Source organism: Oribacterium sp. KHPX15, assembly GCF_900107835.1.
Classification (GTDB): Bacteria; Bacillota; Clostridia; order Lachnospirales; family Lachnospiraceae; genus Oribacterium.
Genome location: NZ_FNRG01000001.1, coordinates 41,052 through 60,747, shown reverse-complemented (window position 1 = coordinate 60,747; position 19,696 = coordinate 41,052). Strand labels below are relative to the sequence as shown.

At 44.0% G+C, this 19,696-nt stretch carries 18 protein-coding genes and 1 riboswitch; of the genes, 2 read left to right on the top strand and 16 right to left on the bottom strand.

The annotated features are described in order from the left end of the window. Positions 1 to 13: 13 nt before the first annotated feature. The 4 genes from BLV86_RS00240 to BLV86_RS00225 form a co-directional block, all read right to left on the bottom strand. Entirely contained in the window at positions 14 to 769 is a 756-nt protein-coding gene (locus BLV86_RS00240) for an NAD-dependent protein deacylase (RefSeq protein WP_090814698.1), read from the bottom strand. 142 nt (positions 770 to 911) lie between these two features. After that, positions 912 to 1,568, bottom strand: coding sequence for a 5-formyltetrahydrofolate cyclo-ligase (locus BLV86_RS00235; protein WP_090814697.1), 657 nt, complete (start codon positions 1,566 to 1,568; stop codon positions 912 to 914). A gap of 71 nt (positions 1,569 to 1,639) precedes the next feature. Continuing rightward, positions 1,640 to 2,974 (bottom strand): MATE family efflux transporter, encoded by a 1,335-nt coding sequence (locus tag BLV86_RS00230; RefSeq protein ID WP_090814696.1) that lies wholly within the window; start codon positions 2,972 to 2,974, stop codon positions 1,640 to 1,642. Positions 2,975 to 3,296: 322 nt separating this feature from the next. Beyond that, positions 3,297 to 3,560, bottom strand: a complete 264-nt coding sequence (locus tag BLV86_RS00225; RefSeq protein WP_090814695.1) for a DUF5640 domain-containing protein — start codon at positions 3,558 to 3,560, stop codon at positions 3,297 to 3,299. 543 nt (positions 3,561 to 4,103) lie between these two features. Between BLV86_RS00225 and BLV86_RS00220 the strand changes: the two genes are divergently transcribed. Together BLV86_RS00220 and BLV86_RS00215 are read left to right on the top strand one after the other, a co-directional pair. After that, entirely contained in the window at positions 4,104 to 4,286 is a 183-nt protein-coding gene (locus BLV86_RS00220; protein ID WP_031548288.1) for a type II toxin-antitoxin system HicA family toxin, read from the top strand. 28 nt (positions 4,287 to 4,314) lie between these two features. Then, positions 4,315 to 4,728: a type II toxin-antitoxin system HicB family antitoxin gene (locus BLV86_RS00215; RefSeq protein WP_031548285.1), complete on the top strand. Its 414-nt coding sequence runs from the start codon at positions 4,315 to 4,317 to the stop codon at positions 4,726 to 4,728. A 960-nt stretch (positions 4,729 to 5,688) separates the two neighbouring features. On the opposite strand, the gene pepT is transcribed toward BLV86_RS00215, so the two are convergent. The 12 genes from pepT to BLV86_RS00155 all read right to left on the bottom strand — a co-directional run bounded on the left by pepT (position 5,689) and on the right by BLV86_RS00155 (position 19,672). Beyond that, positions 5,689 to 6,939 carry a peptidase T gene (gene pepT, locus BLV86_RS00210; RefSeq protein ID WP_090814694.1) on the bottom strand — a complete coding sequence of 417 codons (1,251 nt, stop codon included), beginning with the start codon at positions 6,937 to 6,939 and terminating at the stop codon, positions 5,689 to 5,691. Positions 6,940 to 7,049: 110 nt separating this feature from the next. Beyond that, the gene (locus tag BLV86_RS00205) at positions 7,050 to 8,072 is read right to left on the bottom strand and encodes a homoserine O-succinyltransferase (protein ID WP_090814693.1); all 1,023 of its coding nucleotides are present in this window, start codon (positions 8,070 to 8,072) and stop codon (positions 7,050 to 7,052) included. A gap of 109 nt (positions 8,073 to 8,181) precedes the next feature. After that, on the bottom strand, positions 8,182 to 8,901 hold the full coding sequence (locus BLV86_RS00200) for a hypothetical protein (protein WP_090814692.1): 720 nt from the start codon (positions 8,899 to 8,901) through the stop codon (positions 8,182 to 8,184). A 296-nt stretch (positions 8,902 to 9,197) separates the two neighbouring features. After that, complete coding sequence (gene metK / locus BLV86_RS00195; RefSeq protein ID WP_031548278.1) at positions 9,198 to 10,256, bottom strand: methionine adenosyltransferase; 1,059 nt, start codon at positions 10,254 to 10,256, stop codon at positions 9,198 to 9,200. A gap of 192 nt (positions 10,257 to 10,448) precedes the next feature. Further along, positions 10,449 to 10,559: riboswitch (SAM riboswitch) on the bottom strand. A gap of 247 nt (positions 10,560 to 10,806) precedes the next feature. Further along, the gene (gene tpiA, locus BLV86_RS00190) at positions 10,807 to 11,556 is read right to left on the bottom strand and encodes a triose-phosphate isomerase (RefSeq protein WP_031548276.1); all 750 of its coding nucleotides are present in this window, start codon (positions 11,554 to 11,556) and stop codon (positions 10,807 to 10,809) included. A gap of 115 nt (positions 11,557 to 11,671) precedes the next feature. Then, the gene (locus tag BLV86_RS00185; protein WP_031548274.1) at positions 11,672 to 12,889 is read right to left on the bottom strand and encodes a phosphoglycerate kinase; all 1,218 of its coding nucleotides are present in this window, start codon (positions 12,887 to 12,889) and stop codon (positions 11,672 to 11,674) included. Between the two features lie 225 nt (positions 12,890 to 13,114). Then, the gene (gene gap / locus BLV86_RS00180) at positions 13,115 to 14,134 is read right to left on the bottom strand and encodes a type I glyceraldehyde-3-phosphate dehydrogenase (protein WP_090814691.1); all 1,020 of its coding nucleotides are present in this window, start codon (positions 14,132 to 14,134) and stop codon (positions 13,115 to 13,117) included. Positions 14,135 to 14,567: 433 nt separating this feature from the next. Next, positions 14,568 to 15,368 carry an N-acetylmuramoyl-L-alanine amidase family protein gene (locus BLV86_RS00175; protein ID WP_090814863.1) on the bottom strand — a complete coding sequence of 267 codons (801 nt, stop codon included), beginning with the start codon at positions 15,366 to 15,368 and terminating at the stop codon, positions 14,568 to 14,570. A gap of 142 nt (positions 15,369 to 15,510) precedes the next feature. Next, positions 15,511 to 16,344, bottom strand: coding sequence for an undecaprenyl-diphosphate phosphatase (locus BLV86_RS00170; RefSeq protein ID WP_090814690.1), 834 nt, complete (start codon positions 16,342 to 16,344; stop codon positions 15,511 to 15,513). 23 nt (positions 16,345 to 16,367) lie between these two features. Continuing rightward, the gene (locus BLV86_RS00165; RefSeq protein ID WP_031548266.1) at positions 16,368 to 17,036 is read right to left on the bottom strand and encodes a uracil-DNA glycosylase; all 669 of its coding nucleotides are present in this window, start codon (positions 17,034 to 17,036) and stop codon (positions 16,368 to 16,370) included. Beyond that, positions 17,026 to 17,739, bottom strand: a complete 714-nt coding sequence (locus tag BLV86_RS00160) for a metallophosphoesterase family protein (protein ID WP_090814689.1) — start codon at positions 17,737 to 17,739, stop codon at positions 17,026 to 17,028. The genes BLV86_RS00165 and BLV86_RS00160 overlap by 11 nt, the downstream gene beginning before the upstream one ends. Further along, a complete protein-coding gene (locus tag BLV86_RS00155; RefSeq protein ID WP_044915898.1) occupies positions 17,717 to 19,672 on the bottom strand; it encodes a BMP family ABC transporter substrate-binding protein in 1,956 nt (651 codons plus the stop codon). Before BLV86_RS00155 ends, BLV86_RS00160 begins: the two co-directional genes overlap by 23 nt. Positions 19,673 to 19,696: the final 24 nt, after the last annotated feature.

Sequence of the window (19,696 nt, the reverse complement as noted above, 5' to 3'; positions counted from 1 at the left end):
CTACCAGACTGATTTATTTCTCAAGTTCCGAAAGCTTTTTAAACACTTCCCCTATGCTGTCATTTATCATCAATACTTCCTGGTTTCCGGATCTGACTTTAAGAGCGTCACGGTTTATGATAACGAGATATTTTCCCTCGAAGTAATTGATATAGGAAGCCGCCGGATACACCGTGAGCGAGGTTCCTCCGATTATGAGCATATCTGCATTGGCGATAGCATTAACAGACTTTCTCACAGCAACCTCAGGAAGGCTCTCTTCATAAAGGGTTATGTCAGGTCGGATAATGCCTCCGCACTCGCAATGAGGAATAGGCTCGGGGGAATCAAAAACATAGTCTACAGGGTAAGCCTTGCCGCAATGCATGCAGTAGTTCCTGAGGGCGCTTCCGTGGATCTCGTAGACCTCCTTGCTTCCGGCCTTTTGATGAAGTCCGTCAATGTTCTGGGTCACCACAGCCTTCAGCTTCCCTTTCTTCTCCAGCTCCGCAAGATACTTGTGAGCGAAATTTGGCTCGATCTTTCTCGTATCCATCTTCTGCCTGTGGAATTCATAATAAACCTTCGGCTCATTCACGAGACAGCTGTGGCTGAGAAGATATTCCGGGTGATACTTCTCGAACTGAACGTCATGCTGATTGTAAAGGCCGTCCTTGCTTCTGAAGTCCGGAACTCCGCTTTCCGTTGATACTCCCGCACCGCCGAAGAAAACGATATTCTTCGAATCGTCTATCATTTCCTTTAGTCTCTTGATTTTTTGCTCGTCCATCATGCCCTCCTTCAATAATTATTATTAACTCTTATTTAAATCTCTATCCCAAAATGCAGAAATACATCTGCAAAAAATCGAATCTTCCCAGGAATACTATTTTAAATCCTTCACTGAAATGTCTTTATGCAAACACTCAGCATCACTTCTTCCACGGAAACAGACTTTTCAGGATCTCTGTCAGTCCGCTTTTCACAGCATCCCTTTTTATCTCTCCCAAAGTATCCTCACTCTGAACCCTCGGGTTATAAATCTTATCCTCTGTAAAAACCCGGTCCATCTTAATGTCATTCTGCTCCATAGGAACTCTCTCCGAAAGCAGTTCTTCAAAGCACAGGCAGTACTTGTAGATATCGAGTCCATGAAGCCATCTGTCATAGTATCCCGCTCCATGCCCCAGTCTGCCGCCCCATCTGTCAGCGGAAATGCATGGAACAACCGCCAGCGCAATCTTGTAGCCGTCAATGACCGGAAGCCCTTCTTTCGGCTCAAGGATACCCATGGTTCCCGGCTCCAGATCATCAAAGCTCTGAATCTGAACCGCCTCCATGATATGCTCCGGTCCCGGCTTACACCTCGGCACCGTCACCATCTTTCCCATCTGAAATGCGGTCTCAATGATGGCTCTCGTATCAGGTTCATCCGGTGTATTTACATAGCAGAAAATCGAATCCACCTGCTGAAATACAGGATAGAGCAGAAACCTTGTGGCGATCTCAGCATTGGCCCTGTCCTTATAGTCTGTTGTAAGGTTTTTTCTTTTTTCGCGGATCAACGCCCGCAGCTCTTTTTTGTCCATAATTCACACATTCCCACCCCGGAAGCTCTCAACTGTCAAAACTGTACCGGGGTAGCACCATTCCTATAAATCTAATAATGATATTTCTTCCTCAAAGCAACCATAAAGATGCCGCCGGTTACAGCTGCCATCAGCTCAGCAAACAAAGTGGAGCACCATATACCGTCCACTCCGAGCAGCAAAGGCAGCATGAGAATCGCTCCAAGCTCGAACACAAACGTCCTCAGAAAGGAAATCAATGCCGATATCTGTCCGTTGTTCAGGGCAGTAAAGAAAGCCGATCCGAAAATAGCAATTCCCGTGAAAAGGTATGCAACGGAGAAGATCCTGAAAGCATGCAAGGCTTCCGGCAGCAGCTCCTCCGAACCCTGCAGAAATAATACTGAAAATGGATATGCAATCAATTCCGAAAGAATAAACATCAGAACAGATGTAAGGCCGATGATCAAAAGACTTCTTTTCAACAGGTTTTTTAGTTCTCCGTGATTCTGAGCGCCGTAATGATAGCCTAAAACAGGTCCTACTCCATTGGAGTACCCCACAAACATGGCGGTAAAGATCAGGCTTACATACATCAGGATGCCGTAAATCACAACTCCGCCCTCACCTGCATACTTAAGAAGCTGAACATTGTAAATGATCCCCACTAAAGATGCTGCGGCTTCCGCCATAAATTCCGAAGAGCCGTTTGTGCAGCATTTAAAAACCGCCCTGCCATTCCATTCAGGTTTAACAAGTCTCAGCAGGCTGTTGTTTTTCCGCGCAAAGTAGATAAGCGGGAATACACCACCTACTACCTGTGTTAATGCTGAGGCCGCAGCAGCGCCGGCCAGTCCCCAGCGGAAACCGATTATAAACAGAGCATCCAGGGCAATATTGCTAAATCCCGCACATACTGTAACGGCAAGACCCAGTCCCGGTTTTTCAGCAGTCACAAAGAACAGTTGGAACTCATACACCCATATCCATGCAGGCAGAGCCAGGATAAATATCCGTCCGTAAAGTATGCTGTCTTCGAGAAGCTTCCCTTCAGCACCCAGCATCGCAGTAATACGTGGCATAAATATAAAACCCACCACAAGCAGAAAAAAGCCAAGACAGGAAGATACCATCACAATCAGAGAAAAGAGCCGGTTTGCCCGTTCTTTTTTCTGTTCCCCCAGGGTCTTCGCGATCAAAGCGCTGCCCCCGACACCGAACATATAACCGATGGTTCCCAATATATTCAGTACCGGCATGATAAGGTTTACAGCAGCAAATTCTGTCTTACCAACATAATTGGCAACAAAATATCCGTCTGCAATGATATACAGCGAGGCAAATATATTCATGGCAATGGATGGCAATGTAAACCTCAACAGCTTACCATATGTAAAATACTCTGATAAATGAATCCTTGATCTCATACTTCGTTTTCTATATGACGCCATTCATCCCATGACCTGAAGGTCATGAGTTTTCCGGCTGGATATATATCTGTTTTTAATAATCGCCCGGGCGGATCATAAAGTCTTAAATTATTGCACAAGCGCATGATTTTGTTTGTTTGACCCTTACTTACATCATTTTATAATATCCTGTCTTCCCGGCGCAACAGCTATGAAAATAAACGAATGCTTCTCTCCGGACATTATCACATTTTGAATGCTTTATATAAATTTCCAGTACGAAAAAGGATGCCAATGTCTCCACATTGTGCATCCTTTCAAACATGAATAGATATTGGTTTTAATCTTCGCTCTTCTCAAGTACGAACTCATTCTCAAAGAATTCGTCAAGGCACTGCAGGTTCATAACTCCGTCAACCACAGATACCTTGAAGGTTGAATCCCTGAGCTTTTCTTTTTCGAAATCCATCTCGAGGATGTCTTCCTCAAGCGTGTAGGTGAAGCTGTAGCTGTGCTCCGGAAGTACCAGCGCACCGGTGCCGTTCTTCTTGAATCTGTAAGAGGTGATTTCGTCAATGCTCCAGAGTCCTTCCAGATCTTCCATGGTCAGATACTCTTTGGCTTTAAGCGTTTCCTGTTAACTCTTAAGTTTTCCGTACGTATCTCTTTTTTGAGAACACAATTCAACTACCAATATAGTCTAAATTTAGACAATATGAAAACGCAACAAATTGTGATATCATCCAAATGTCGATATGAATTATCTATAAAAGATGATTTGCAATTATTGACTACACCCAAATAAGGAATTATATTGGACACAGATAAGCATGCACATGAGGTATGCTTGAGCGTTGAGGTTGCACGGAGAGCTGGTTTGCTTTGTGCGATGGAGCCATTGGTGGGTTCGATAAGTAACCACAAGCCAGCTAGGATTATCCGAAAGAAAATTATCCGAGAGTCCTGTGTAAGCAGGACTCTCGTTTCTTATTAATAAATCTTTCAGTCTTTAAAAATCTATAGTAAAAGGTATTTATCTGCCACAATTCACCGTATCATAAATAATTTCCGAGACACTAACGATTTATCATAGGTTTATATTGACTATCATACACATAATACGCATAATCATAATTGGAGGAAGTTCATGACATCAAGAGAACTTGAAAAGCTACTTAGATCTGATGGCTGGATACCAGTTTCACAGGTAGGTTCTCACAAACAGTTTAAGCACCCTACTAAGCCCGGAAAGATCACTCTTCCTATACATTCAGGAGATGTAAATATCAAAACAGCAAACACTATTCTCAAACAAGCAGGCCTTAAATAAATTTCTCGTTTTATCAGGAGGGAAACAAATGAAACTCGTATATACTGCAATCTTTGATCCTAACGATGATGGAAGCTACACTGTGACAGTACCAGATCTTCCCGGATGCGTTACAGAAGGACCAAACCTTGCCGAAGCCATAGACATGGCAGTTGATGCTGCCAGTGGCTGGATTCTGGGCGAACTCGAAGAAGGAAACAGCATTCCTTCTGCCACACCATTCTTTGATGTTCAACTTGACGATCCTAACTGCTTCAAAAGCGTTCTATCCCTTGATATGAACGCTTACGCTGAGAAATATAGCACCAAAACAGTAAGAAAGAACATAACTATTCCGGCCTGGCTTAACACCTACGGTGAAAAGAACAACATCAATTTCTCAAAAATACTCCAAGATGCGTTACTCAAACAAGCAGAGAATGAAACAAGAGCTAAAGGATAAAAATTATTTTGATTTCAACAATAAAGTACTTTTAAAACCATGTTTACCGTTTTCAAAACACAGAAAAAATGCGTCTTCAATGCCAACTAGGCTTGCGGTTTGAAAGAACATGGAGCGAACAACGTCCGACAGGGACAAACACGTAAGTGTTTAGTCCATGGCGGACGTTGTTCGCGGAATGTACTTTCAACACCGTGGGCCGTTGGCATGAAGACGCATTTTTTCGTCCGGCGCGAGACCACCCCCCGTTGCCATAAAGCCTTCTCTCCAAAACTTACAAAATCGGTGAAATCTTACAAAATAAAAATATTTTCCTTGCGTTTTGATATTTACAAAATCGTTTCCGCATGTTAACATTAAATCACAATAAAGAACGGGTTAACACATCACCTGACGAGAAAGGGTGATCGAGTTAACAAAAGCGATGATGATCCGTCGAGATCATAAAAAACATCACTTCAGAAAACTGTAGAAAGCAGAGGTATGAAAACGATGACGCCAGCACAGTTATTGGATGATATCTCCGTAGTTCAGGTAAGGTAATATAGATAAAATGATAACAGCACGTCAAGTGGTCATGTTATTCAGCTGAGGAGTGTTTCTCCTATAATTTAACCTTCTTGAAACGTGGACATCATCTTCGGGAAATATTAAAAAGTTAACGATTAGTCTTACAAATCTATTTGTTACTGGGTATAGAAGCAGACATAGCACAAAGCTTTGTCGTAGTAAGCTATCATACCTAATACAATGAAAGGAGAATACTCCGTTGTATTAGTTAGCCGAAAATAGAATATTGATTAAGAAACTTGTTAAATTTTAATATTAAAAGGACCCTTAAGGAGGGTCCTTTTATAGTGCCTAATTCTCTAATATCCACCGAAGCCATCGGGTACATTTACCGATGGACAGAAAAACTTCCGAAGGCAAGCTCACTTGTTAGTATGCATAGCCATATTTTTATTTCTTTTTTCCCACCATATCCGTCGTCAGGTTAATGAGCACTTCCACCATCTTCCTCATGGAGTTGATATTGAGATACTCATATATTCCGTGATAGTTCTCGCCGCCGGTTGAAAGGTTCGGACAGGGCAGCCCCATGAAACTGAGTCTCGCGCCGTCGGTGCCTCCGCGGATAGGCTTTGTCACAGGCTCAACTCCTGCTTTTCTGAATGCCTTCTCCGCCGCACTTATGAGATACATATTGTCCGGCTCGATCTTCTCGCGCATGTTGTAATACTGATCCTTTATTACAATGTCTACGTGCGCTGCTGTCTCTTTATACTTTTCATTAAGCTTATCCGCAGCCTGTTGAAATACCTTCTTTTTCTCTTCAAACTTTACTTTATCATGATCTCTGATGATATAGCTCATCTTTGTAAGAGCCTCATCACCTTCCATGCCCACAAGATGGAAAAAGCCTTCGTAGCCTTCGGTCAGTGCCGGACGTTGATCAGCAGGGAGCAATGCATTAAACTCCATACCTACGAGGAGCGCATTGATCATCTTGTCCTTTGCGTCTCCGGGGTGAACATTAACACCTGTGATCTCAACCTTTCCGGAGGCAGCATTGAAATTCTCATACTCGATCTCACCGAGAGTTCCACCATCAACCGTGAAAGCCACATCTGCTCCAAATTCTGCCACATCAAAGAAATCCGCGCCTTCTCCGATCTCCTCATCCGGTGTGAATCCAAGGAGGATCTCGCCATGCTTTACTTCAGGATGAGTAAGGAGGTACTCTGCCATGGCCATGATCTCGGCATCTCCTGCCTTGTCATCTGCACCGAGAAGTGTGGTTCCGTCAGTCACCAGAAGGTCTGCACCGATCATAGTGTTAAGCTTCGGGAAAGTCTTCGGCGACAGAACTATCTTCTTCTCAACATTTAGGACGATGTCTCCGCCCTGATAGTTCTTTATCTCACGGGGATTTACGCCGGTATCGCTTGCTGCAGGTGATGTATCCATATGAGCGATAAATCCAAGCTTCGGTGTTATCGCTGACTCTTCACTGCCAAGGTTAGACGGGATTCTTCCGTATACATAGCATTTGTCACTGAGACGAACATCCTTTACTCCCATCTCTTCCATCTGCTTAACCAGAAGTCTCGCAAGGTCGAACTGCTTCTCTGTTGACGGGTGAGTACCTGTAGTCTCACTTGACTTGGTATCTATCTTTGCATATTCAATAAATCTTTCTAAAACGTCCACTGAAATTTGCCTTTCTGATTTTTTCTTAATGAATATTTATCACATAAGCATCAACTCACAGCTGTAAGTTGGCTAATGCTGATGCTTTCTATGCCTCAAAATAGCAGAGTTTATGAATTATCTATCTGCTCTTCGGTCTTTTTAAATGTCAGAGTCGTATCCCTCTCACTAAAGTGATTTCCTACCGAAACATAGCTGTCACATTTAACCGGCTTAAGCTCTGTAAGATCATAAGGTGTCTCCTGGTATACAAAATTGAGCCAGTTTGTGTAGGTACAATTCGAAGTGGATCTCCAGCTGAGAACAGGCTCCTGAGCGGGGTCATCATTCTTATAGTAGTTAACCGGAATGTCAGGATTCAGGCCCTTTGCAACATCTCTCTTGTACTCTTTATCAAGATCGTACTTGTCATACTCAGAGTGTCCGGTGATAAAGATCTGTCTGCTGGAGCAGGCGAGAACCATGTAAATGCCGCCTTCCTCGGGATCTACAGAATCAGCCACCACATACAGTTCCGGATTTTTACGAACTGCATCCTCGTCTATACCTGTATATCGGGAAATGGGAACGTAGAAATAATCATCCATTCCTCTCATGATCATCTTCTTGCGGTGAAGAACCTTCTGACGGTAAATGCCGGAAAGCTTCTTCGGAAGCATTACCTTCTCTATCCCATAATGATAGTAAAGACCTGCCTGAGCCGCCCAGCAGATATGGAACGTCGAGAATACATGTGTGAGAGACCAGTCCATGATCTCCTTAAGCTCATCCCAGTACTCCACCTCTTCGAAAAGCATCTTCTCCACCGGAGCTCCCGTAATGATGAGGCCGTCAAAGTACTCATCCCTGATCTGTTCCAGTGTTATGTAGAACTTATTGAGGTGGGAAGCATCCGTATGCTTTGACTCGTGAGAAGCCACCTTCATAAAAGTAATTTCCGTCTGTATGGGAAAATTGGAAAGTACCCTTAAAATATCAAGTTCTGTATCTTCTTTCAACGGCATCAGATTCAGGATACATATACGAAGTGGTCGTATCTCCTGAGACTGAGCACGCTTTTCATCCATTACAAAAATGTTTTCGCTTTCCAGTATATGCTTAGCCGGTAAATCATTCTGTACTTTGATCGGCATATGAACATCCCCCTTTGATAAAGTGTTTGACGCATTGAGTATAAGTATACAATAATTTTGGGTATAAATTTATAAAAATCTCACTTATGGAATTGGCAAAATTGTGGGGTCACTTGATTCGATTGTATCCAGCGGCATATATTATCCGATTGTAGGCGGAATCCAAAGTTATGTGAACGATTAAATCACCGTTCAGAGTGGTATCTATGAGTGTGATATCCTTTGAGGTGGACAAGTCAGCATCTTTCAGGATATCCAGAGCAAGTATGCGGTCGCTTTCTTCTTTGAATTGTTCAGAAGAAAGGGTTTCTCCAAGGCTCAGGTGGAAGTCGTCTTCCAGGATACTGCTGTATTTGTAGTAGCGGTAGGAGGTGTTTGAAGGTGCTCCTGAGATGTGGGAGGGAAATATATGTCTGCATATGTCAAAGCTCTCTGCATCCACATCTCTGTCTACAATCATGTATTGCTCAGTTTTTGTGGTACTGGAGCAATAGGGCGGTACTATACATAAAACCACAGCTGAGATTACACCAAGTATCAGCACCGGAAGGGAGACTTTTGTGAAAAACTTTGCCCAAACCGGAAGCTCATAGGTTCTGGCCCATAGCCCGAAGACTCCGACAATAAATGGCAGAAACATGACGAGATAATGAACATTTAATATAGGAGTACGTTCAAAGGACAGCTTTGGAAATCTCATGGACCAAACGAACATGGCTACAAAATACAGCAAAAGCTGAAGCGCTATTCCAACTATGAAGTCGTAGGTCAGCCAGTCATGCCATAGTGTATGCTTTTTGTTTTTGGAATTATCGGATGAAAACTTCAATTAAAGCCCCCTATAGGTTATTTGGTCTTATCCACCGGGGACGATTCTCGCCGGCGAGAACCGTCCCCGGTGGATAACTTATAAACGAAAAAATGCAGCCACTTACGTGACTGCATTATTTTAGCATATTTTTCCGAACTGTTCAGCCATGGGTCAGAATAGATTTAGGCCAAATTGGTCTGAAGTAAATCGTGGCCAATTTTTTGTGAATTAATTGAGGCCTCTTTAGTATGGCTGAAGTTTGTTCTGTTTGGCACAGCTTAATCATGCCCGATTGATTAACTGTTATTGAATTATTACTGCTCCCAGGGAAGCTCAGGCTTGCCGAAGTGTCCGTAGCTTGAAACGAGGTTATAGTTAACATCTCTAAGCTTAAGGGAATTGATGATGCCCTTTGGAGTAAGATCATAATTATGCTTTATCTCATCCCAGATCTTGTTACGGTCTTCTTTTTCTGTTCCGAAGCAGTCAACGTAAACTGAAACAGGCTCTGCAACACCGATGGCATAGGCAAGCTGTACTTCGCAGCGGTCAGCCTTTCCTGCCTTAACGATATCTCTTGCAATCTTACGTGCCATGTAAGCGGCTGAACGATCAACCTTACTTGGATCCTTTCCTGAGAATGCTCCGCCACCGTGGTGAGCAGCCCCGCCATAGGTGTCAGCGATGATCTTACGTCCTGTAAGTCCTGAATCTGCGAAGGAAGAACCCATTACAAAACGGCCTGTAGGATTAACCAGGATGCGGAAATCAGTATTGAGACCCATTTCCTCTGCAGTCTCCTTCATGATACCGGAAACTATCTCACGAACCTCGTCAAGAGAAGTTTCCTCAGCATGCTGAGTAGAGATAAGGAAGGTATCGATACGATGTGTATCATAGTCAAAAGATACCTGTGCCTTGGCATCGGGACGGAACTTCTTGAAGCCATCCTTGATATTGTACTCTCTAAGCTTAAGAAGTGCTCTGTTGGAAAGAACATAAGGGATAGGAAGAAGCTCTTCAGTCTCGTTTGTGGCATATCCAAACATCATACCCTGATCTCCGGCGCCATCATTATCAACGCCCATGGCTATATCGGGAGACTGCTTAGAGATAAGAATGCGAATGTTGTATTTATCAACATCTGTAAGGCCGATATTCTTAAGAACGTCTCTGGCAAGCTTCTCATAATCGGGCTCATAGTTTGTGGTAACTTCTCCAAGGACAGTTACCTCCCAGTCCTTAATAGTTGTCTCTGCTGCGATACGACCTGCCTTGTCGTGCTGTAAGATGTCTGTAACGATGGCATCTGAAATCTGATCGCAGATCTTGTCAGGGTGTCCGTTTGATACCTGCTCTGATGAAAATAACATTTAATTAGTCCTTTCTGACGCGTGGCGTCCTGGTGTTTCGAAATACCTAAAAAATCAGGTTGGAGAAATGTTCTCCTGCTGCTTTATGTACTATGTGGTTATAAGTTTGCCTACGAAAGTAAACCATATCTATGGCCACAATATCGTACAAAAAAAGCCGGTCGAACAATCGACTGGCTTGTAATAAGCATCCTCTTATTGTTCGAAACAAAAAATAGTTCGCTCAGGTTAGCACCTTCCGGTTTTTCCGGGGTTGCTGCGGTTTCATAGCTCCTATGTAGCTCCACCGACTCTGAATAAGTATTCATTTGTACGGCATATTGTATGCAATAGAACCCGGTTTGTCAACAGGTATCTGAAAAAAACATAAAGCCGTACGGTTTACCCATATTATTTTCATCGGCATTCGCCCGATATTTATAAATGTCTGGCTGATATTTGTTTGGATTATAGTCAAAACTGTGGTATGAGTCATCCCCTAAGCCTCAGTATAGTGACTTCACCCCTAAACGAGCAAAAATCCCACGGTTTTGTAACCGTGGGATTAAAATTACTTGTTGTAATTAACGATTTTTCCGAAGTCAGGCTTAAGTGAAGCACCACCGATAAGTCCGCCATCGATATCAGGCTTGGACAAAAGCTCAGCTGCGTTGCCTGCATTCATTGATCCGCCGTACTGTATACGAACCTCTTCAGCAGTATCTTCATCATACAGCTTTTCAATAAGGTCACGAATAAGCTTGCAAACCTCTTCAGCCTGATCTGAAGTAGCTGTCTCGCCTGTTCCGATAGCCCAGATAGGCTCGTAAGCGATAACAAGCTCCTTAACCTGATCGGCAGTCACACCGTCAAGATCCCAGGTGATCTGTCTTTCGATCCACTCCTTGTAAGTACCGGCCTTACGAAGTGCCAGAGACTCACCGCAGCAAAGAATCGGCTTAAGACCTGAAGCAAATGCCTTCTTAACCTTTGCATTGATAAGGATATCATTCTCACCGAAGATATCTCTTCTCTCGGAGTGTCCGATGATGATGTATTCAACACCTGCATCCTTAAGCATAGGAGCAGAAATCTCACCTGTGAAAGCACCCTTGTCTTCAATATAGAAGTTCTCAGCACCAACATGAACATTTGTGCCCTTTACAGCATCAACTACAGGGATGATATCAATTGCAGGTACACAGTAAACTACGTCTACATCATCATTCTGTACAAGTGGCTTTAATGTCTCAACAAGCTTAACAGCCTCTGAAGGAACCATGTTCATCTTCCAGTTTCCGGCAATAATTTTCTTTCTCATATAAACTCCATTCTATATATGACTTACCGTCATACATCAGAAAAAATTCTATGTATTTCTAAATCAATCTTTCCGAAGAACATCTCATGTCCTCCGGAAAGACATTAACAATATCTTACTTGTTGTCTGCAGCAGCAACGCCAGGAAGGTCCTTACCCTCAAGGAACTCAAGAGAAGCTCCGCCACCTGTTGATATGTGTGTCATCTTGTCGCCATAGCCCATCTGGTTAACAGCAGCAGCTGAGTCACCACCACCGATGATGGTTGTAGCATCTGTATCTGCAAGAGCCTGTGCAACTGACTTTGTTCCGGCTGCAAGAGTAGGGTTCTCAAATACACCCATAGGTCCGTTCCATACAACAGTCTTAGCTGACTTAACAGCATCAGCATAAAGAGCCTGTGTCTTAGGTCCGATATCCATACCCATTCTGTCAGCAGGGATCTTGTCGATATCAACAACTGTTGTGTCGATAGGTCCGTCGATTGGCTCAGGGAAGTGGTCTGTTGTAACAGCGTCTACAGGAAGAAGGAGCTTCTTGCCAAGCTTCTCAGCCTTCTCGATCATTTCCTTGCAGTAATCAACCTTAGTCTCATCGCAAAGAGATGTACCGATCTCATAGCCCTGTGCCTTAGCGAATGTATAAGCCATACCTCCGCCGATGATAAGTGTATCGCACTTCTCAAGGAGGTTAGAAATAACATTAAGCTTATCAGCAACCTTAGCGCCGCCAAGGATAGCTACGAATGGACGTACAGGATTCTCAACAGCCTGTCCAAGGAACTTGATTTCCTTCTGCATAAGGTAACCAACAGCGTGAGGACCGTTAAGGAACTGTGTAACACCAACATTTGAGCAGTGTGCTCTGTGAGCTGTTCCGAATGCATCGTTTACGAATACATCAGCGATAGAAGCAAGATCCTTTGAGAATGCCTCTCCGTTCTTTGTCTCTTCAGCTCTGTAACGTGTGTTCTCAAGAAGGATAACGTCTCCGTCCTTCATCTCAGCTACAGCGGCCTTGGCATTTGCACCAACAACCTCAGGATCAGCTGCGAACTTAACTTCCTGTCCGAGAAGCTCTGAAAGTCTCTTAGCTACAGGAGCAAGTGTCTTTGAAGGCTTGTCCTCCTCTGTCTTAACCTTTCCAAGGTGTGAGCAAAGGATAACCTTTCCGCCGTCAGCGATAAGCTTCTTGATTGTTGGAAGTGCTGCTACGAGTCTGTTCTCGTCTGTGATCTTGCCCTCTTTAAGAGGAACGTTGAAATCACATCTGCAAAGTACTCTCTTGCCCTTAACATCGATATCATCGACTGTTAACTTGTTTAATCCTGCCATATGAATCTCCTTTTTGAGAGAAATATCTCTCTGATTTTATTTTCTCTTTTAATATTATAGAAGATTTTTCATCCATTTGTGTTTTTTGACAAAAGCATGTGCAAAAATCTTCTTTAAATTGTCAATTATGGTTGTATTTACTATAACTTATTACAAGAAAAAGAGGCCAGGCCCATATAGGCCGGACCTCTTCAAAGTCATGTCTTATTTATCTTTCAAGGATAATTACTTATTAAGAAGGCTTCCGAAGTGCTTGATAGTACGAACCATCTGGCTTGTGTATGAGTTCTCGTTGTCATACCATGAAACAACCTGTACCTGTGTGGTTCCGTTGTCAAGAGGAAGAACCATTGTCTGGGTTGCATCAAAGAGAGAACCATATCTCATTCCAACGATATCAGATGAAACGATCTCATCCTCGTTGTAACCGAAGCTCTCATTGCTTGCTGCCTTCATAGCTGCATTGATCTGATCCTTTGTAACATTTCCTTCAACAACAGCTGTAAGGATAGTTGTTGAACCTGTAGGTGTCGGAACACGCTGAGCAGCGCCGATGAGCTTTCCGTTAAGCTCAGGGATAACAAGGCCGATTGCCTTAGCTGCACCTGTTGAGTTAGGAACGATGTTAACTGCTGCTGCACGTGAACGTCTCTTGTCGCCCTTTCTCTGAGGTCCGTCAAGTGTCATCTGATCGCCTGTGTAAGCGTGGATTGTGCACATGATACCTGACTTGATAGCTGCGAGATCATTAAGAGCCTTAGCCATAGGAGCTAAGCAGTTTGTTGTACAAGAAGCTGCTGAGATGATCTTGTCATCAGCTGTAAGGTTCTGGTGGTTAACATTATATACGATAGTAGGAAGATCATTTCCTGCAGGAGCAGAAATGATAACGTGCTTAGCGCCTGCATCGATGTGAGCCTGTGACTTATCCTTGCTTGTATAGAAACCTGTACACTCAAGAACAACGTCTACACCAAGCTGTCCCCAAGGAAGGTTCTTAGCATCAGCTTCCTTGTAGATTGTGATCTTCTTTCCGTCAACAGTGATTGAATCCTCACCGTAAGAAACCTTGTCACAAAGCTCGTAACGACCCTGTGTGCTGTCGTACTTAAGAAGATGTGCAAGCATCTCAGGGCTTGTAAGATCGTTGATTGCAACGATTTCAAATCCCTCTGCACCAAACATCTGTCTGAATGCAAGACGACCGATACGACCAAAACCGTTAATAGCAACTTTAACTGCCATAGTAAATATCCTCCTGATACTTATAATAAAAAATGCATGTTGCAAATGCTGTTTGGATGAAATTTCCGTCAGCAAACATATTGTATGTCATGTTATGTATTTTTGCAAGTGCAAAACAGTAATTTTGTGAAAAATTTCACAGCAAATATTTGCTATATATCCTAAGAAAATCATACATATTCAATATTGCATAACCGGATTTTATAAAAACACTATATAAAATTTATTTTTTCACAATAGGTAAAAAATCAAGCGAGAATACTCACTGATTCTTTTTAATCGCTCAAAGCTGAGCGGCTCCCACAATCAAAAAATAAATCGTGGGCAAATACAAAAACTGCAGGGCATCCTTATAAATCGCAGGCAGTTACAAAAACAGCAGGGCATCCTTTTTCAGATGTCCTGCTGCCGCAAAATGTCTTTATGTAATTTATCACGCAAATCCGTAATACTTGTTTACCCCGAGAACCAGCCCCTCAGCATACTTGTCACAGGCTTCCTTTGAGTGGTCTGCGGTCTTGTCGCCGAGCTTTACATATGCCGATATAACAGAAGAATAAGCTGTCTGCACCACATCCTCTTCCACACTGCCGCCGGAGCTGATCTTTACTCCGTTGGCCTCAAGTCCTGAGATCAGACTGTCACCAAGCTTCTTTGACTTATTCCAGTACTTGGATACCGGCTCAAGCTTTTTAAGCTTATCCGGGGCAGAAACGTAATACGCTCCCACACCGCTTGATGAATCATTGAAATGAATGGAGATATGACAGTCTGCCTTGTTGTTGGAGAGAACCGCTCTGGCCACATCATCAAGCTGCACATCTTCACCATCTCTTATCATAAGCACGTCATATCCTTCGGAAAGAAGCTTGTTTTTAAAGCTTTCAGCCACCATAAGGCTTGCGTCTGCTTCGGTTACTTTATCCTGAAATGTCATACCCCGGGGCACAGCTTCGCATATTGTGCTTCCATCCGCTCTTGCCGATCCGTCAGGATGGCAAAGGATCTTCACATCTTCTCCCCCTGCTGTTCCATGCCCTGCATCCACAGCTATGGTGATATTCTTTTTATCGGCGGCTTCGCTTGTATACAGCCTTGCCCTTCCAGTATTGATCTTTGAGTTTTCAGCGTACTTCCAGTCAAGATTCAGTCCGATGTCAGTCGCTGCCAATGCAGAAACGTTCATGCACAGTGACATGACAACGGCTGCAATTGCTACCTTTATCCTCTTCATTTCTTCCTCTTTCAAATACCTTATAAATATAACTTCGGCCGGGCCGAGATTATTTATAATCACATGTTGAGAATAATCCAAAAAAAGAGGGCCCGCAACCGACAATCGGTTACGTCCCTCTTAAGTATTTCTTACACGCTTATCAGGCCTTTGAAACGGCAAACCATATGAGAACTATGACGCCCAAAGCTATACGATAATAGCCAAAAATCGTGAAGCTGTGCTTACGGATATATCTCATCAGGAAGCTTATGCAGTATACACTTACAAGGTAAGCGATAAGCATTCCGAGTACCATGTAGAACCACTGAACCGCATTAAATCCCGCGCCTCTCTTGAGAAGCTTCAGAAGGCTTGCTCCGAACATCACAGGTACGGAAAGATAGAAAGAAAACTCTGCGGCAGCTGTTCTGGAAACACCGAGAAGCATGGCTCCGATTATGGTAGCACCTGAACGTGAGGTTCCGGGTATAAGAGCGAGACATTGGAAACAACCTATCCATAATGCGGTTTTGAGGTCCAGCTCACTTACTCTTCTGACAGAAAAGGTGGTTAATTCATTTCTCTTTTCGACGAGAATAAATGCCACGCCGTAGATGATAAGAGTAAGAGCCACCACGAATCCATTGTAAAGGTAGGTGTCCAGGAAATCGTCCAGAAGAAGTCCCAGCACTGCTGCGGGAAGGCAGGCAATGATTATCTTGATCCAGAGCTCAACCTTTGCGGGAGCAAGGCCGATGCCCCCTTTGCGTCTTGTTTCAAAGGGCCATAACTGCCTGAAAAATGTGGTAACCACCGCAAGTATTGCCCCAAGCTGTATCACAACCTGGAATACCTCATAGTATTCCGCAGGCTGACGAAGCTTGATGATGTCATTAACAAGAATCATGTGACCGGTGGAGGAAACCGGAAGCCACTCGGTGAATCCCTCTACAAGTCCAAAAACCAAAACCTTTAGTATTTCTACAAAACTCATATGAACCCCTTTATAAAAAAAAATTAAATATTTTCAATCTGCCAGTCAACCGGACTTAACCCATTCGCCTCGAGATAGGCATTGGCCTTTGAAAAAGGTTTTGAACCGAAGAATCCTCGATATGCGCTGAGGGGACTCGGGTGCGGTGACTTCAGTATCAGATGCTTCGGATTGTCAAGCATGGCCTGCTTCATCTGTGCCGGCCTTCCCCACAGTATAAAGACCATAGGCCTGTCCACCTTATTAAGCGCCTTAATGGCGGCGTCCGTGAACTCTTCCCAGCCAAGTCCCTTATGACTGTTTGCCTCATGAGCCCTGACGGTGAGAACCGCGTTCAGAAGCAGCACGCCCTGATCTGCCCATTTTTTCAGGTAGCCGTTGTTGGGGATGTAACACCCCAGATCATCATGAAGCTCTTTATAGATATTAACCAGTGACGGCGGAATGTCTATGCCCTGCTTTACGGAAAATGAAAGTCCGTGGGCCTGCCCCGGTTCATGATAGGGATCCTGCCCGAGGATCACCACCTTCACATTACTCACAGGAGTATAGAGGAAAGCATTGAACACATCCTCTGCCGGGGGATAAACCTTTTCTGTCTTATATTCCCGGTCTATCTTTTCATACAGATTTTTATAATAAGGCTTCTCAAATTCAGGCCTGAGCAAAGCCTCCCAGTCGTTATTTATCATCATTTTCCTCTCCGTGGAGCTGAGGGTAATACTTCCGGCGTCCCATAGACACGTTCTTGTAAAGATCGTACAGCAGGGAGCCTGTTTTACCTTCCTCCGGGTGATCATCCTTCTTTATGTTGAGATCATACTTGTCGAAAGCATTGATTATAACCGTTCCCGACGGATGAACCTGTACCCTTTTGAATTTCCCGTAATTCCCGTGAACATGACCGTGGATCATGTATTTGGGCTTATACCTCATGAGGAGGTCATTAAAGCACTGAAATCCCTGATGAGGCAGGTCCTCGAGATCTCCATAGCCCTTTGCGGGGGCATGAGTCAGCAGGATGTCAAAACCGTTATAAAGCATTATGGTACGCCTCAGACGTTCTATCCTCTTCTCCATTTCCCTTTCGGTGTAGAGGTACGGTCCCTCTTTATATTTCATGGAACCCCCAAGTCCAAGTATCCTTAGTCCGCGGAAATCAATGATCCTGTCATCGGCGCAGTCACACCCCATAGGTGGATGGTCCACGTAGTAACTGTCATGATTCCCCGGAACATAAACAAGGGGCGCGTGTCCCATGGTCACAAGGAATTCCAGATATCTTGCATCGAGGTCTCCCGCAGATAAGATGAGATCTACCTCCCGTAGTTTTTCCGGATCATAATGCTCATATAGCACCTTGTTTTCTTCGTCAGCGATCAGAAGAACCTTCATCACTCACATCTCCCTTATTTGTCATAAATCCGCTTATGCGCATAAGATACTGTGCTCTGTCGTTGAATGCCTCTATAGGAGGAATGGTGCCTATGATATTGTCATTAAGCCAACGCATATTCACTATTTCCTCGCCGGACAATCTCGGGTCTGTTTCCTTTTTGATGATGCCCTCCTGACTCCGTAACTCTCCGTCAAAAGGATTTAACATCTCTTCAACTATACCTTTTTTAAGCGCCTCTGTCATTTTTCTTGAAGCATAGCCAAGCTCTCTCGACAGAATGACATCCACTACCCCCGACTTCATGCCAAACCAGAAGTTGAGAGCTTTATGATCCTTTGTCAGGGTTGAGTTATCCCAGGTTCCGCTCAAAATGGAGTCTATGATGATCTCATAGAACCTGCCCCAGTCAAATATAGGCATGGCAATGTTCGAGACAACGTCCCCGTCCGATACCATGTAAACGCCGTATTCTTTTCCTGAAACCTTGGGCGGTGTAAGCTCCGGACCCGATATGGTGATAATGTTTTCTCTTCTGAGTTCTTCTCTCCAGTCTGAATCCTTTAGCTCCATCCACTTTAAATGTATGCGGGAATATGGATTTATCAACTGGGCACCAATGGCAAAGGCATTGACATTGGCAAGAGTGCCATACTGGGGACAAAGTTCAACATATCCTATGTCATGACCGTCTGTCAGTGATGCCGCAAGGGCTCCCATGATGAATTTCGCCTCGTACATACGGCTGTAATAGGTTCGTATAGTGTTGTAATTTGTATTTACGGAGCAGTTGAGAATGTATATCTCCGGGTGCTCCACTCTCGCCTTTACGGATTCGTCTATCATCATTCCCGAAGTTGTGAAGATGACGTGGGCACCGGCCTCCGCGGCTTTCTCCAGAGCCTCATGCACAAGCTCCGGCGTTCCGCAGTCATCATATACCATGGTTTCTATGTGCTCACCGAACTTTTCGGAAAGATAGGCACGTCCCAGCTCATGCCCGTAGGCCCAGCTTGAACTCTCAGTACTTTTTTCGTAGATAAATGCTGCCTTCAGAACATCGCCTCTGAAGCCCTTAGACGTGAAAATGTTGAAAATATTTGGCTTCTCCTGCTTTTCCAGAAGCTCAGGTTCCTTAACGAGGCTTATATCATCCGATTCCTTCAGGAATTCCTGCCAGATCTGGTCGAGATTCTTTTCAATCTGGGCATTGGATACATCCTGGATATTGTAAAGTCCGAATACCGTGAGATACAGTAAAAATGCATCGCCTGTTTTCATCTCCAGACGGTCTCCGCCTTTCTTGATGAAAATTTTGGAGAACCTGCTGAAGGCTGCCTTGACGCTCTTTCTTACCTCTACGTCCCAGGGCTTAGACATTGGCAGTTTCAGAACATCACAGAGCTTCTGATACTGTCCTTCTTCGCTGAATCTGATGCCGTAAAATCCCGCTGCCTTAAAGAACTCAACAAACTCATGATAGATATTGTCCTCTTTGCTGCCTGTCCTATCGGGCATAAATCTGATGACATCCGCCATTATGGAATCCGAACCGATAAATTTGGATACGGAAACACGCTTGTTTCCCTCCTGTACATAAAAACGGCCCATGTACTCATAAACCAGTATGGCGTCTCTGATGCCTTCATTCATGGCTGCATCATAAAGAGAACTCCATTTCATGGCAAATTCTGTATTCAAGTCAAGAATGGGCATGAAATTGGTGGCAAATGCCTCCTGCCTGCCGCGGGTCTTGGTCCCGGAGATCGCGGAGATCGGTATCTCCATCACTCCCAGTCTGTTTTCCGCAACTATATCGGCAGAAGCGATCATATCATCAAGTGCCGTCAGATAAGGATATCTGCCGCCGGTCACATCCTTACGATATTGTGCATCTCCCCTGCGTTTTGCTTTTGAGTAATCTTCGATCATTTAATTCCCTTAAAAACAATGGGA